This is a genomic window from Stutzerimonas stutzeri SDM-LAC (assembly GCF_000235745.1).
Lineage (GTDB): Bacteria > Pseudomonadota > Gammaproteobacteria > Pseudomonadales > Pseudomonadaceae > Stutzerimonas > Stutzerimonas stutzeri_H.
In genome coordinates this window covers 66,174-79,098 of sequence record NZ_AGSX01000010.1, presented here as the reverse complement: position 1 = coordinate 79,098, position 12,925 = coordinate 66,174, and the positions used below count along the sequence as shown (strand labels likewise).

Annotated in this window: 14 protein-coding genes; 4 read left to right on the top strand and 10 right to left on the bottom strand. The window is 60.3% G+C overall.

Annotated features, from left to right (window positions below; translation table 11 throughout):
• Positions 1 to 136 precede the first annotated feature (136 nt).
• From PSTU_RS0101100 to PSTU_RS22140, 8 genes are all read right to left on the bottom strand, one after another.
• Complete coding sequence (locus PSTU_RS0101100; protein WP_019339202.1) at positions 137 to 355, bottom strand: DUF2970 domain-containing protein; 219 nt, start codon at positions 353 to 355, stop codon at positions 137 to 139.
• 186 nt (positions 356 to 541) lie between these two features.
• Positions 542 to 679: a hypothetical protein gene (locus PSTU_RS21730; RefSeq protein ID WP_019339201.1), complete on the bottom strand. Its 138-nt coding sequence runs from the start codon at positions 677 to 679 to the stop codon at positions 542 to 544.
• Between the two features lie 17 nt (positions 680 to 696).
• Positions 697 to 1,146, bottom strand: a complete 450-nt coding sequence (locus PSTU_RS0101090; protein WP_019339200.1) for a hypothetical protein — start codon at positions 1,144 to 1,146, stop codon at positions 697 to 699.
• Between the two features lie 47 nt (positions 1,147 to 1,193).
• Positions 1,194 to 2,537, bottom strand: a complete 1,344-nt coding sequence (locus PSTU_RS0101085) for a leucine-rich repeat-containing protein kinase family protein (RefSeq protein WP_019339199.1) — start codon at positions 2,535 to 2,537, stop codon at positions 1,194 to 1,196.
• Between the two features lie 114 nt (positions 2,538 to 2,651).
• A complete protein-coding gene (locus tag PSTU_RS0101080; RefSeq protein ID WP_019339198.1) occupies positions 2,652 to 3,710 on the bottom strand; it encodes an RNA methyltransferase in 1,059 nt (352 codons plus the stop codon).
• A 77-nt stretch (positions 3,711 to 3,787) separates the two neighbouring features.
• Complete coding sequence (locus PSTU_RS0101075) at positions 3,788 to 4,936, bottom strand: MFS transporter (protein WP_019339197.1); 1,149 nt, start codon at positions 4,934 to 4,936, stop codon at positions 3,788 to 3,790.
• Between the two features lie 127 nt (positions 4,937 to 5,063).
• Positions 5,064 to 5,516, bottom strand: a complete 453-nt coding sequence (locus PSTU_RS22145; protein WP_202799398.1) for an SDR family NAD(P)-dependent oxidoreductase — start codon at positions 5,514 to 5,516, stop codon at positions 5,064 to 5,066.
• Entirely contained in the window at positions 5,477 to 5,824 is a 348-nt protein-coding gene (locus PSTU_RS22140; RefSeq protein ID WP_202799397.1) for an SDR family NAD(P)-dependent oxidoreductase, read from the bottom strand. Before PSTU_RS22140 ends, PSTU_RS22145 begins: the two co-directional genes overlap by 40 nt.
• Before the next feature lie 169 nt (positions 5,825 to 5,993).
• Between PSTU_RS22140 and PSTU_RS0101065 the strand changes: the two genes are divergently transcribed.
• The 3 genes from PSTU_RS0101065 to PSTU_RS0101055 all read left to right on the top strand — a co-directional run bounded on the left by PSTU_RS0101065 (position 5,994) and on the right by PSTU_RS0101055 (position 7,870).
• Positions 5,994 to 6,296 (top strand): DUF1883 domain-containing protein, encoded by a 303-nt coding sequence (locus PSTU_RS0101065; RefSeq protein ID WP_019339196.1) that lies wholly within the window; start codon positions 5,994 to 5,996, stop codon positions 6,294 to 6,296.
• A 154-nt stretch (positions 6,297 to 6,450) separates the two neighbouring features.
• Positions 6,451 to 6,966: a MarR family winged helix-turn-helix transcriptional regulator gene (locus tag PSTU_RS0101060; RefSeq protein ID WP_019339195.1), complete on the top strand. Its 516-nt coding sequence runs from the start codon at positions 6,451 to 6,453 to the stop codon at positions 6,964 to 6,966.
• On the top strand, positions 6,959 to 7,870 hold the full coding sequence (locus PSTU_RS0101055) for a DMT family transporter (protein ID WP_036992439.1): 912 nt from the start codon (positions 6,959 to 6,961) through the stop codon (positions 7,868 to 7,870). Before PSTU_RS0101060 ends, PSTU_RS0101055 begins: the two co-directional genes overlap by 8 nt.
• 7 nt (positions 7,871 to 7,877) lie before the next feature.
• On the opposite strand, the gene PSTU_RS0101050 is transcribed toward PSTU_RS0101055, so the two are convergent.
• Both PSTU_RS0101050 and metH read right to left on the bottom strand, forming a co-directional pair.
• Positions 7,878 to 8,249 (bottom strand): DUF5629 family protein, encoded by a 372-nt coding sequence (locus PSTU_RS0101050; protein WP_019339193.1) that lies wholly within the window; start codon positions 8,247 to 8,249, stop codon positions 7,878 to 7,880.
• A 44-nt stretch (positions 8,250 to 8,293) separates the two neighbouring features.
• Positions 8,294 to 11,986, bottom strand: coding sequence for a methionine synthase (gene metH, locus PSTU_RS0101045; protein WP_019339192.1), 3,693 nt, complete (start codon positions 11,984 to 11,986; stop codon positions 8,294 to 8,296).
• A 317-nt stretch (positions 11,987 to 12,303) separates the two neighbouring features.
• On the opposite strand from metH, the gene nfuA reads away from it, so the two are divergent.
• Positions 12,304 to 12,888 (top strand): Fe-S biogenesis protein NfuA, encoded by a 585-nt coding sequence (nfuA, locus tag PSTU_RS0101035; RefSeq protein ID WP_019339190.1) that lies wholly within the window; start codon positions 12,304 to 12,306, stop codon positions 12,886 to 12,888.
• Positions 12,889 to 12,925: the final 37 nt, after the last annotated feature.

Genomic DNA, 12,925 nt, shown 5'->3' with positions numbered 1-12,925 from the left:
GTGTCCGACAATTTTAAACGCCATGACAGTGACAGCCGTGCAGATGCCGCCGCGATCTTCTTTCTGATCCTGCTCGCGGTCTCGACAGCAGTGTTTTGGGTGAGTCACCAGTAACAGACGGCCTAAGTGAACCGGATTAAACGCCGCTGAGGTAGAGCACCAGCTTGACGACGCCCAGAATCACCAAGATGAACGCTACGGTAAACCCGACGCCGAGAAGAATGAAGTGACTGGGTTTGCCGTGGCTGAAGTCCCGTTCGCGGTTTTTCCCGCTTTGCACGCCTAAAGCGCCGGCCAGCATGCTTTGAAGCATCTGTCGTAGCGTGAGTGATTTGGGTTGCCGGTCTTCGTTCATAACTGTCTCCGTAGGGCTGTCCTGAAGTTTAGTCAGCATTCCTGCTTCTGCAGAGATCGGCGCAATAACCTGCTAAGCCATTGCATCGTCAGGCCTGCGGACTGATTGCGGCGCTGGTCGTCCAGACGGATTTGCTCCAACAACTGACCGCAGCGAAGCAGCCAGTTGCCGTCGAGCGGGCGGGAGCTACCCAAACTGCCGGACAGCCTTGAGGGTGACGGCGGAAAAGGGCTGCAAAGCGTCGGTCAGGTTTTCCGTGATCCGGCTGCCAGCAAACTGATCCTGATCGGCGATTGAAGCGTGCTGTAGCCGCATCATGCTCATGAGCTACCTTCCGGCTATCAGCCCTTGAACCAGTCCCACAATCCCAGCGAGTAATTTGGCAGCAGATTGATCCCGAGTGCCGACTTCACCAGGTACAGAGCGACCAGGCCTACCAGCGCTGAGAAGAACAGAAACGCGGTAATTGCGCCGGCCTTCGCCGCCAGTGACAGGCTCCGCTGAGCACGGCTCAGGCTGCGCTTGTTTCGCCCGCCAACCAGTACGAAATAATACTGGCTGCTCCACAGACTGAAGGTGCCGCGCCAATCGAGCTTGTGCTTGGCCCACGAGCGGGTCGCGAACGCATTGCGTAACGCGTCCAGCTGCTGCGGGGTAAAGCTTTCTCGCAGCTCGGCAGGGAGTCGTTCCTTGAGTCCGACCACGAACGGGTCGTGATCCAGCGTGACATTATCGTAGGCGCTGGCGTAGCGTTCAGAGGCGTTATCGGGTTTTGGTTTTGGAGCGAGCATAGCGTCAGGTTGCCGTCGGAGAGCGATATGGACGGTGACTTATGCAACTACCTGGCCGAAACGCTCCGTTGCGGCGTCAGGTCTTCTAACTGGTCGACCAATTGGGTGAAGCTGGGCCGTTGGCTCGGGTCTTCCTGCATGCATTGACGCTGCATGCTCTCAAGAAACATAAGGCAATCAGCTTGGTCGTGGGCGTCGCAGCGTGCCAGCAGCTCCTCGAGTAAACAGCCGAACGCTCGGGTTTCGAGACGCTGCAGCGCCCGGCCCTCAGAGGTGTCTGGATCGAAGAACGAGGCCGCACCGAAGTCGCTGAGCAGCGTTTGGCCACGCGAATCGACCAGCAGGTTGTGCGCGTAGAGGTCACCGTGCAGGACGCCTAGCGCATGCAGATGACTGGTCGCCGAAGCGGCACCTGTCGCGATCCGCAGCAATTGGTCTATGGAAAACCGTTGCGCCGGTGCGTAGCAGTCCCGAGTGCAGCTCACCAATGACGGTGGGCCGGCGAGCACCTGGTATGACGGATCGATGAGTGCCATCAACAAGCCCGGTAGCGCATCGGTGCGTTCGGCCAGTGGTCCGGCAACGGCTATCAGGTTGGGGTGTTCGCCAGCGGCTATGCAGGCCGCCATCTCGCTGTGTGGCAGTCCATCGCTGGTCAGGTTGCCTTTGAACAGCTTGGCCGCCATGGCTTGCACAGGTTGGCCAGGCGCTTGCCAATCAGCACGGTGAACGACGCCGGACGCGCCCTGGCCAAGCACTTCTCTGAGGATGACCTGTTCGCGGTCGACCGGTGGCAGCGGGTGCTGTGCCAAGGTTTGCGCCTCCAGCGCATCGCTGAACGGATTTCCCGCGAACGCCAGCCAGCTCAGGCACGGCATGGACAACAGCCACTGCGGTAATGCGGTCATGCGATTGGCTGCGATGCGCAATAACTCCAGCTGGCGGCAGTTGGCAAGCGTTTCGGGTAAGGCAGCCAGCCGATTGCCCGCGAGCATCAGCTTTTGCAGACGGCTGCAGTGGCCAATCTCGTCAGGCATCTTTTCGAGCTGGTTGTCGGTGAGAATCAACCAGCGCAGCTTGGGAGGCAGCGCTTCGGCGGGCAGGTGGCGAATGCGACAGGCCTTGAACCCGACCATCTCCAGATTTTGACAGCGGCCGATCGAGGCGGGCAGCTCGGTGAACGGGTTATCCGAGCAGAACAGGACGCGCAGCTTGTGCAAGCGCGACAGGTCATCAGGCAGGCTGCTCAGCCTGTTGCCGGACAGGTTGAGCACTTCCAGGCTGTCGGCCAGGTCGAAGATTTCTTGTGGGAAAGTGTCGAGCTCTTCAGACAGGTCGAGGCGGGTGATGCCCGTCAGCTCACCGCGCTTCAATTGTTCCACTGTATGCATGCTGTTCTCGTCGCCCGCCGTGGGGCATGGTTGCGCGATCGCCGCCGTCTGTATCGATCCGTCGAGGGCTTGGTTCGACAGGATCGCGCTAGGACAACGGCATACGCGACTTGTTCAGCGCAACGGCTCTGGGCTGGATGTTTGCGGGGTCTGGCGGCGATCGCGCACGATGCGTTCGGCGCGTGCACGCAGCTGCCCGCAACCGCCATCGATATCCTGGCCGGCGGAATTGCGTACTTTGGTTAGCACCCCGTTTTCGTGCAGGTAGCGCATGATCTGGTGAATGCGATCCGCCTCGGGTCGCTGAAACTGGTCGTCATCGAGGCTGTTGTAGGGAATGACGTTCATGATCGCGAACTTGCCGCGAAGCAGGCGAATGATGCCGTCCATCTCGTCCTGGCTGTCGTTGATGCCCTGGAGCAACGTCCATTGGTACTGGATCGGATAGTCCACCAGCCGGGCGTAGCGCTCGCCTAGTTCGACCAGTTCGGCGGGATCGAACACGGGAGCCTGTGGTAGCAGCGCACGACGCAGCGCGGCATCGGTACTGTGCAGCGATAAGGCCAGCGCCGGCTTCACCTTCTGCCGAGGCAGCCGCTCGAACACCCGCGGATCGCCGACGGTGGAAAAAACCAGGTTCTTGTGGCCGATGCCGCCGTCGGTGCCGAGCAGGTCGATCGCTTCAAGCACGTTGTCGAGATTGTGCGCTGGCTCGCCCATGCCCATGAACACCACTTTCTTGACCGGGCGAAAACGCCGCGCCAGTGCGACCTGGGCGACGATCTCGGCACTGCCGAGTTGGCGTAGCAAACCGCTCTTGCCCGTCATGCAAAACACGCAGCCCACCGCACAGCCCACCTGGCTCGATACGCAAAGCCCATCGCGAGGTAAGAGCACGCTCTCGACCATCTGCCCGTCCGCCAGCTCCACCAACAGGCGGGCCGAGCCATCGGCGCCTGGGTGTTCGGAGCGAAGCCGAACCAGTCCGTCCAAGGCGTCGCTGACCGCAGGCAGGCCGTTGCGCACTGACAGAGGCAGAAAGTCTTCGGTTTTCTGGTGACGAGTTCCGACATCCAGCGCCTGTCCTTTGAGCCAGGCACGCGTGACCCGACCGATGTGGACGGGCTTGGCGCCGATCTCGGTGAGCTGCTGATGAAGGTCTTGGATACGCATAGGGCGCGCATTCTAGCCAAAGGCCGAGGCTCGGTCTGTAGTGTGGTGAAGATTGCCAGGCTCCGCCCCGGCGGCACTTATTCTTTAAAGCGGCGACTGCCTAGCGCGAGTCCGAACAACAACATCGCGAGCAGGCCAAAAGCGAGCGTCAGCGAACCATAGTGAGCGATCACGCCAATCACGGCCGGGCCGGCAAGCACGCCGGCAAAACCAATGGTGGTCGCAGCGGTGATGGCCTGATGCACCGGCATGTCGTGCTGCCGGCTCAAGGAAGAAATCAGTACCGGTGAGACGTTTGCGCAGCCCAGACCACACAAGCCGTAACCGAGGAGGGCGAACCCCCAGTGCTCGGTCAGGATGCTCAGGCCGATGCCGATTCCCGCCAAGAGGCCGCCATAGCCGATTACCCGCGCGGTCCCCAGGCTGCTTACCACAGGTGCTCCGGCGAAGCGGCCGATGGTTACCATCAGCGCGAAGCTTGCATAACCCAGCCCGCCCTTGGCGGTTTCCAGTGCCTTGTGCTCGGTGAGGTAGAGGGCGCTCCAGTCCAGCACTGCACCTTCGGCCAGGTAGACAACGAAACACATGGCGCCGACCAATAGCACTATGCCGGTAGGGCGGATAAGAGCGACGCCGCCGCCTGGTGCCCTGTCGCGGAGGAATCCAGATGCGACGGCAAGATTGGCCAAAGCGATTGCAGCGATCATCAACAGCGTGCCGGTCGCCGGTGCGAGGCCTAGGGTCAACGCGCCGGTGAGGGCCAGCGCGCCACAGATCGATCCCAGGCTGAACATGCCGTGAAAGTTCGACATGTGTCGCTTGCCGGTGTCGCGCTCGATCAGCACGCCCTGGATGTTGAGCACCACATCGATAACGCCGAGGCTACCACCGAAACAGAACAGCGCTAAAGCGAGGATCCAGATCGATTCGGTGAGCGCCATGGCGGCCAGTGCTAAAAGCAATAGCCCTACGCTGGACAGCACCACTGGACGAATGCCACTTCGGGTCACCAGCAACCCGGACAACGGCATCCAGGTCAGCGAGCCAATACCGATGCACAGCAACAGCGTGCCGAACAGTGCGTCGCTCATCTCGATGCGCTCTCGCACATACGGGACCAGCGGCGCCCATATGGACAGACCGAATCCCGCCATGAAAAAACCGACGCGTGTGGCGCGGCGGGCAACGGGTGATGTGGCATCAATTGAGCGGGGCGCCGCAGACATCTGCAGGTGTCCTTGACCGAAAGTTAGTTGGGGCGCCAGGGCGCGGAGCGAGAGTATGCTGGCGGATCGTGAAAATTACGCGAAGACTGCCAGCCCGCTCCTAATGGTGCTACTGATTTTGAACTGACTAGCGTGCGGTGTAGCCGCCGTCGATAAGGTGAACGCTGCCAGTGATAAAAGCGGCGTGGTCAGAAAGCAGGTACGCGACAAGATCGGCAACTTCCGCTCGCGTTGCGGTCCGTCCTACCGGATGGGCCATCGCCATCGTGCGCAATAGCTCGTCACCCGCCTCGCGAATACGGGGAGTCTCGACATAGCCGGGCGCAACGGCGCAGACGCGCACGCCTTGCGCGGCCGTTTCGAGGGCGACCGATTTCGTCAGGCCAATGATTCCATGCTTGGCCGCGGTATAGGCGCAAAGTCCTGCAATCCCGACGACGCCATTGGCCGAAGACATGTTGACGATCGCGCCGCCGCCGCTGGCGACAATGGCAGGCACCTGATACTTGAGCCCATAAAATACACCGCTCAGGTCGGTTTCTATGACGTCATGCCAGGTGTCGATATCCAGCTCCGACACGGCATTTCATGCGGCCCGGTAATGCCCGCATTGTTCACGGCGAAGTGCACCCCGCCAAATCGGTCCTGCGTCACCTTGACCATGTCGCGGACGCTGGTGTGGTCGCGTACATCGGTTGCAATCGCCAGGGTTCGTTCACCGGTAGGGTCCAGACGCGCCGCCACGTCGCGTGCTGGTTCGAGATGCCGGTTGGCAAGAACCACGTTCGCGCCGGCGGTGAACAGTCGCTCAACGATTGCTTCGCCGAGGCCGGTGCCGGCTCCCGTAACGATGGCTGTCCGCTTGCTGAATTCGCTCGAATTGCACATACCTTTTCCTCTTGCCATAGCATGAAAGAAAAACGTTGCGGTGGATCGGCTAGCCTAGCCACTACCATCGTACGGCGCGAATCATCCCCGGATTACCGGCGGGCGCATCCAAGTCTGTGGTGCGCATGTTAATGTTCGCGTTTGCCAGCAATGCGGTCCGGAGCGGTACATGAAGTTCATTCACCAGCGCGAACACCTCAACGAAGATGACTTCGTGATCATCGAATGTTCGCAGCCCTGCAATATCCGTTTGATGAACGACAAGAATTTCCGCAGCTTCAAGAATGGCGGCCGGCATGCCTATCACGGCGGCGCCTTCGACAAGTTTCCAGCGAAGATCAAGGTGCCCAACACCGGCTTCTGGAACATCACCATCGACACGGTGACGCGCAAGGCCATCAGTGTCACGCGTAAGCCGACGCTCACCCATTCGATCAAGATCGTCCGCAATTCGCCGTCCGAGCTGAAGTAACGCTTTCCATCCGGTGCGCAGCCCCGGCTGCAGCCGGATTCGTGTCTAGCTCACACGTCACTCGTCGATCAGTGCATCGCCTGCAAGGTTATCGCTTGCCTTTGGTTCTTCGTTTAATTAGCTTTACATAAAGATTCTTTTTATGGAGATATCTATGCGCAAGCCCAAAGGCGGCGATCACGTCGATGGCGTGCTCGCTCAATGGCAAAATGTTCGCCCTGAAAGCGATGCATCGCCGATGGCGATCTTTACGCGCGTGTATCGACTGTCGAAATACCTCAACCGACGTATCGCCGATGTTTTTCGCAGGCACGGGCTGCATGACGGCGAGTTCGATCTGCTCGCGACGCTTTATCGCAGCGGCCAACCGCTAGGGCTTACACCGAACGCCTTGCGGCACGCCGCCGTGCTCAGCTCAGGTGCCATGACTAATCGGCTCGATCGCCTCGAGGCGGCGCGGCTGATCCAGCGCGTTCCCAATCCGGACGATCGGCGCAGCCTGTTGATACGCCTTACTGATGAAGGGCAGACCGTATTGCTCGGCTGCCTCGATGAGTATCTGGCGACCCTGGATGGCCTGCAGGCGCCGCTCGATAAGGAGCAAAGACAGGCCTTGGCGAGCGGGCTGCGCATATTGCTGCGGACGCTGGAGGAGCAGGGCGATGACTGAGGCGAAGCGTGGCACCACAGGTGCGCATCTGGGCATGCTGCTCTGGGCGCTGTTCGTTGGCCTGTCCTTTCCCGCGGTGGGGTTGATGAGCGAAGGTTTGCCGCCGTTGCTGCTCACTGCCATCCGTTTCAGCATTGCCGCCTTGGCATTGCTGCCACTGTTGTTGCGCCAGCGCGAACGCTGGCCAAGCCTGCCGGGGCTGCTTCTGTATGCATTGATGGGCCTGAGTTTGGCCGGTTTCTTCGGCACCATGTTCTGGGCCGCGCACCGTATCAGCGCCCTGTCGATGGCCACGCTGTTCGTCAGTGTGCCGCTGCTGGCTTATTGCATCGGTCGCGGCTTGGGCGTCGAACAACCTGCGGGCCGGCTGCTGGCGATTCTGGCGCTGGGTGCGTTGGGTGCGCTGGGGCTGGCCGTGGCCGAAAGCAACGGCGACCTTGGGCAATTGAGGTTTGGCTTTGGTGAACTGGCGTTTTTCTTCGGCTGTATCGCCTCGGCGATGTACCCGGTGCTTAGCAAGTGGGGGCTGCACCGTGGCGTACTGGCGCCACAGGCCGGTTTGCGCACGTTCTGGAGCCTGCTGACGGGCGCGATGCTGATCGGCGCGCTCGGGTTGGTCTGGGAACAACCGACGGCCCTAGCCCGGATGGATCTGGGTGATATTGCGCTGGTGATCTATCTGGGTGTGTTCTCCAGCGGCATGACCTTCTTCCTGCAGCAGCGGGCCACGGCGGTGCTGACCCCCGGCGCCGTCACCGCATATAGCTATCTGGTCCCTTTCGTGTCAATGGTGCTGTTGTTCATCAGCCAACCGCAACGAATCGGCTGGCATTGGCTGCCGGGTAGCTTGATGGTCGTGCTCGCCATCGTGCTCTTGCTACGGCGTGGCGACAGCACGCAATGAGAGGCGGTCAGTCGTCGTCACCACTCGCAATGATTGCGCCGAGGCACCGTAGGCGTGTCTGCGGTGCTTCTCCGATAGTCCAGTACTGTTCGTCTTCGTTCAGCTGCGCTTCCATCACGCTGTTGTAGCTGAACGCCCAGTGGCGCCGCTCGCGGCCATCGAGCGACTCGATGCGCACCACGATGTCATCGCTGGCGAAGGGTTCACTGGCGATCGCGGCGGCCTCGGCGCGATCGAGCAGTTCCTCGCTGAGGGTAAATTGCCAGGCATGCAGGCCGTCGACCTCGAGCATGTCGGCGGTTTCCAGTTCATCGAGCAGGTAGCGGGTTTCGGTAGGCATTGCGGGCTTCGCATAGAGGTGGCGTTGATTGACAGTCATGGCCGCGACGCCAGTCAGGAGGGTGCGGCCATGTTCGGCTCTGTTCAGCTATCGTAGCCGAGGTTGGGCATCAACCAGCGCTCGGTTACGGCAAGATCCTGCCCTTTGCGCTTGCTGTAGCTCTCGGCCTGGTCCTTGTCGATCTTGCCTACCGCAAAGTACTGCGCCTTGGGATGGGCGAAGTACCAGCCGCTGACCGCTGCGGTCGGAAACATCGCGAAGTGCTCGGTCAGCGTCACTTGGCTTGCTCCGTCGCTGTCCAGTAACTTGAACAACGTGGCTTTTTCCGTGTGGTCGGGGCACGCCGGGTATCCGGGGGCAGGGCGGATGCCTTTGTACTGCTCCTTGATCAGCTCCTCGTTGCTCAGTTGTTCTGCCGGTTCGTAACCCCACCATTGCTTGCGCACTTGCTGATGCAGCCACTCGGCACAGGCCTCGGCGAGGCGATCAGCAAGCGCTTTGACCATGATCGAGTTGTAGTCATCGCCGGCGTCCTGATAGGCCTTGGCCACTTCCTCGGCGCCAATACCGGCAGTGGTAATGAAGCCGCCCACGTAGTCGGTCACACCGCTGCTTTTCGGTGCGACGAAGTCGGCCAGCGAAAAGTTCGGCTTGCCGTCTGTCTTCACCGTTTGTTGCCGCAGGTGGTGCAGTGTTGCAAGCGCTTCGCCGTCGTTGCCATAGACCTGGATATCGTCCTCGTCGACCTGATTGGCCGGCCAGAAGCCAAACACCGCGCGGGCCTTGATCAGCTTTTCATCGATCAGTTTGTTCAGAATCGCTTGCGCGTCGTTGAACAACGACGTGGCGGCTTCGCCGACCACCTCGTCTTCCAGAATGCGCGGGTATTTGCCGGCAAGGTCCCAGGCGATGAAGAACGGCGTCCAGTCGACGTAATCCACCAGTGTTCGCAGGTCGATGTCTTCCAGCACCTTGCGGCCGGTGAATGTCGGCTTGACCGGTGCGTAATCGCTCCAGTCGAACGTGGGTTTGACCGCAATGGCCTGCTCGTAAGTGAGGCGCTCGGTGCGGGCGCTGCGGTTGGCGGTGCGCTCGCGGATCATTGCGTATTCTTCACGGGTCTTTTGCGCGAAAGCCGGCTTGAGCTCCTTCGACAGCAGCGTCGTGGCGACGCCGACCGCGCGCGAGGCGTCGGTGACGTAGACCACCGCGTCATTCTTGTAGTGCTGATCGATCTTCACCGCTGTGTGCGCTTTGGAGGTCGTCGCGCCGCCAATCATCAGCGGCAGCCGGAAGTCCTGGCGCTGCATCTCGCGGGCGACATGTACCATTTCATCCAGCGAGGGCGTGATCAGGCCGGACAGGCCGATGATGTCGCATTTTTCGGCAATCGCGGTCTGCAGGATTTTTTCCGCCGGGACCATGACGCCCATATCCACCACGTCATAACCATTGCAGCCGAGCACCACGCCGACGATGTTCTTGCCGATGTCGTGGACGTCACCCTTGACCGTAGCCATGAGGATCTTGCCCTTGGCTTCTGGTTTGTCGCCTTTCTCGGCTTCGATAAAGGGGATCAGGTGCGCCACGGCCTGCTTCATCACACGGGCCGACTTGACCACCTGCGGCAGAAACATCTTGCCCGAGCCGAACAGATCGCCCACCACGTTCATGCCGCTCATCAGCGGCCCTTCGATGACCTCGATGGGGCGCGCGCACTGCTGACGGAACTCCTCAGTGTCCTGAACGATGTGGGTGGTGATGCCCTTGACCAGCGCATGTTCCAGCCGTTTTTCAACGCTGAAACCGCGCCATTCCTCGGTTTCGGCTTCCTTGACGCTGCCATCGCCCTTGTATTCGTCGGCGATCGCGAGCAGTGCCTCGGTGCCGTTGGGCGTGCGGTTCAGTACGACGTCTTCGACCGCATCACGCAGCTTCTTGGGGATCTCGTCGTAGATTTCCAGCTGGCCGGCGTTGACGATGCCCATCGTCAGTCCGTTCTGGATCGCGTAATAAAGGAAGACCGAGTGGATCGCCTCGCGCACCGGGTTGTTGCCGCGGAACGAGAACGACACGTTGGACACGCCGCCCGATGTCAATGCGTAGGGGAGGTGGTCGCGGATATAGGCGCAGGCTTCGATGAAGTCGACAGCGTAGTTGTTGTGCTCCTCGATACCGGTAGCGATCGCAAAGATGTTCGGGTCAAAGATAATGTCTTCCGGCGGGAAGCCGACTTCGTTAACCAAGATGTCGTATGAACGTTGGCAGATCTCGCGCTTGCGCTCGGCGGTGTCGGCCTGGCCTGCTTCGTCGAAGGCCATCACCACCACGGCGGCGCCGTAGCGCTTGCACAGGCGAGCGTGGTGTTTGAACGCCTCGACGCCTTCCTTCATCGAGATCGAGTTGACGATGCCTTTGCCCTGGATGCACTTGAGGCCCGCTTCGATCACCTCCCATTTTGATGAGTCGATCATGATCGGCACACGGGAGATGTCCGGCTCGCCCGCGATCAGGTTGAGGAAGGTCACCATGGCCTTCTTCGAGTCCAGCATGCCCTCGTCCATGTTGATGTCGATAACCTGCGCGCCGGCCTCGACCTGCTGCAAGGCGACTTCCAGCGCCTCGGTGTAATTGTCCTCGCGAATTAGCCGGGCGAACCTGGCCGAGCCGGTGATATTGGTGCGCTCACCCACGTTGACGAACAACGAGCTGCGATCGATGGTAAACGGCTCAAGACCCGACAGACGGCAGGCCTTGGGAATGTCCGGAATGACGCGTGGTGCGTACTGGGCCACGGCCTGGGCGATCGCCTCGATATGCGCAGGCGTCGTACCGCAGCAGCCGCCGACGATATTGAGGAAGCCACTGGCGGCGAATTCCTCGACCACTCGCGCCATTTCCGCCGGGCTTTCATCGTACTCACCGAAGGCGTTCGGCAGTCCGGCGTTGGGGTGCGCCGAGACGTGAGTTTCGGCCTTGTTCGACAGCTCTTCCAGATACGGACGCAGCTCCTTGGCGCCGAGCGCGCAGTTCAGGCCGACCGAAATCGGTTTGGCGTGGCGTACGGAGTTCCAGAAGGCTTCGGTGGTCTGCCCCGACAAGGTGCGGCCGGAGGCATCGGTGATGGTGCCGGAGATCATGATCGGCAGCTCGACGCCTATCTCTTCAAACACGCCCTGTACTGCGAAGATCGCGGCCTTGGCATTGAGGGTGTCGAAAATGGTCTCGATCAGAATCAGGTCCGAGCCGCCTTCAATCAGACCACGAGTGGCTTCGCTGTAGTTCTCCACCAGTTCGTCGAAGGTGACGTTGCGGTAGCCCGGATTGTTCACATCGGGTGAGAGCGAGCAGGTGCGGCTGGTCGGGCCGAGCACGCCCGCTACGAAGCGTGGGCGGTCCGGCGTTTCGGCGGTCTTGGCGTCGGCGGCATGGCGAGCGAGGCGGGCGCCTTCGACGTTCAGTTCGTAAACCAGCTCTTCCATGCCGTAATCGGCTTGGGAAACGCGTGTGGCGTTGAAGGTATTGGTCTCAACGATGTCGGCGCCGGCATCGAAATAGGCTTTTTCGATAGCGCTGATGGCGTCCGGACGAGTGAGGATCAGCAGGTCGTTATTACCCTTCAGATCCTGCGGCCAGTCGGCGAAGCGTTCGCCACGGTAGTCGGACTCCTCCAGCTTGTAGCTCTGGATCATGGTGCCCATGCCGCCGTCGAGAATCAGGATTCGCTGCTGGAGGGCTTGCTGGAGAGCCTGGAGACGTGCGTTTCGGTCGAGCATGAATACTACCTGAAGCTGGTTACGAGAATGGCGAATGATAGCAAAGCTGCATGATTTTTGATCACCGCCCGCTTTTCATGAATTTGATTCATGTGGGTGGTCGAGGGGGAAGATGATGTGGGAAGGCGGCGATGTCATCTCGTCCGACGCGGTGTGTACGCTGATCGGCGGTGGCGGGAGCCAGGGAGCGACAGCTGGGCTGAACCCGCTGCGTATCAGCGTGGTTCTCCAATTTCTCTATTTCCTACTAAAATGCTAGGACTTTATCCGGGCCGGTGGTTGGCGTACACTGCCAAACATGTATGAGAGGAGTTCCCATGAGCGCCATTACCATTACCGAAGCTGCACACGATTACCTGGCCGATCTGCTTGAAAAGCAGAACACTAACGGGATTGGTATTCGGGTCTTTATCACTCAGCCTGGTACCCCGTACGCGGAAACCTGCATCGCTTATTGCAAACCGGGCGAGGAAAAGCCGGACGACGTCGCGATTGCCCTCAAGAGTTTCACCGCCTGGATCGACTGTATCAGCGAACCCTTTCTGGAAGACGCACTGGTTGACTACGCAACCGACCGCATGGGCGGGCAGCTTACGATCAAGGCTCCGAACGCCAAGGTGCCGATGGTCAATGATGATAGTCCGCTCAATGAGCGCATCAATTACTACCTGCAGACGGAAATCAATCCCGGCCTTGCCAGCCACGGCGGGCAGGTGACATTGATCGATGTTGTGGATGAAGGGGTGGCAGTGTTGCAGTTCGGTGGCGGTTGCCAAGGCTGTGGGCAGGCTGATGTGACCCTCAAGGAAGGGATTGAGAAAACCTTGCTGGCACGGATCCCTGAGTTGAAGGGCGTGCGCGACGTGACCGACCACACCAATCGGGACAACGCCTACTACTGACGAGGTAATAGCCGAAACGATGGTTGTTTCGGTCAGC

Bases quoted from the DNA above. Each gene is read 5' to 3' on its own strand.
- PSTU_RS0101100 (WP_019339202.1), bottom strand. From the start codon at position 355: ATGAACGAAGACCGGCAACCCAAATCACTCACGCTACGACAGATGCTT.
- PSTU_RS21730 (WP_019339201.1), bottom strand. From the start codon at position 679: ATGAGCATGATGCGGCTACAGCACGCTTCAATCGCCGATCAGGATCAG.
- PSTU_RS0101090 (WP_019339200.1), bottom strand. From the start codon at position 1,146: ATGCTCGCTCCAAAACCAAAACCCGATAACGCCTCTGAACGCTACGCC.
- PSTU_RS0101085 (WP_019339199.1), bottom strand. From the start codon at position 2,537: ATGCATACAGTGGAACAATTGAAGCGCGGTGAGCTGACGGGCATCACC.
- PSTU_RS0101080 (WP_019339198.1), bottom strand. From the start codon at position 3,710: ATGCGTATCCAAGACCTTCATCAGCAGCTCACCGAGATCGGCGCCAAG.
- PSTU_RS0101075 (WP_019339197.1), bottom strand. From the start codon at position 4,936: ATGTCTGCGGCGCCCCGCTCAATTGATGCCACATCACCCGTTGCCCGC.
- PSTU_RS22140 (WP_202799397.1), bottom strand. From the start codon at position 5,824: ATGTGCAATTCGAGCGAATTCAGCAAGCGGACAGCCATCGTTACGGGA.
- PSTU_RS0101065 (WP_019339196.1), top strand. From the start codon at position 5,994: ATGAAGTTCATTCACCAGCGCGAACACCTCAACGAAGATGACTTCGTG.
- PSTU_RS0101060 (WP_019339195.1), top strand. From the start codon at position 6,451: ATGCGCAAGCCCAAAGGCGGCGATCACGTCGATGGCGTGCTCGCTCAA.
- PSTU_RS0101055 (WP_036992439.1), top strand. From the start codon at position 6,959: ATGACTGAGGCGAAGCGTGGCACCACAGGTGCGCATCTGGGCATGCTG.
- PSTU_RS0101050 (WP_019339193.1), bottom strand. From the start codon at position 8,249: ATGACTGTCAATCAACGCCACCTCTATGCGAAGCCCGCAATGCCTACC.
- metH (WP_019339192.1), bottom strand. From the start codon at position 11,986: ATGCTCGACCGAAACGCACGTCTCCAGGCTCTCCAGCAAGCCCTCCAG.
- nfuA (WP_019339190.1), top strand. From the start codon at position 12,304: ATGAGCGCCATTACCATTACCGAAGCTGCACACGATTACCTGGCCGAT.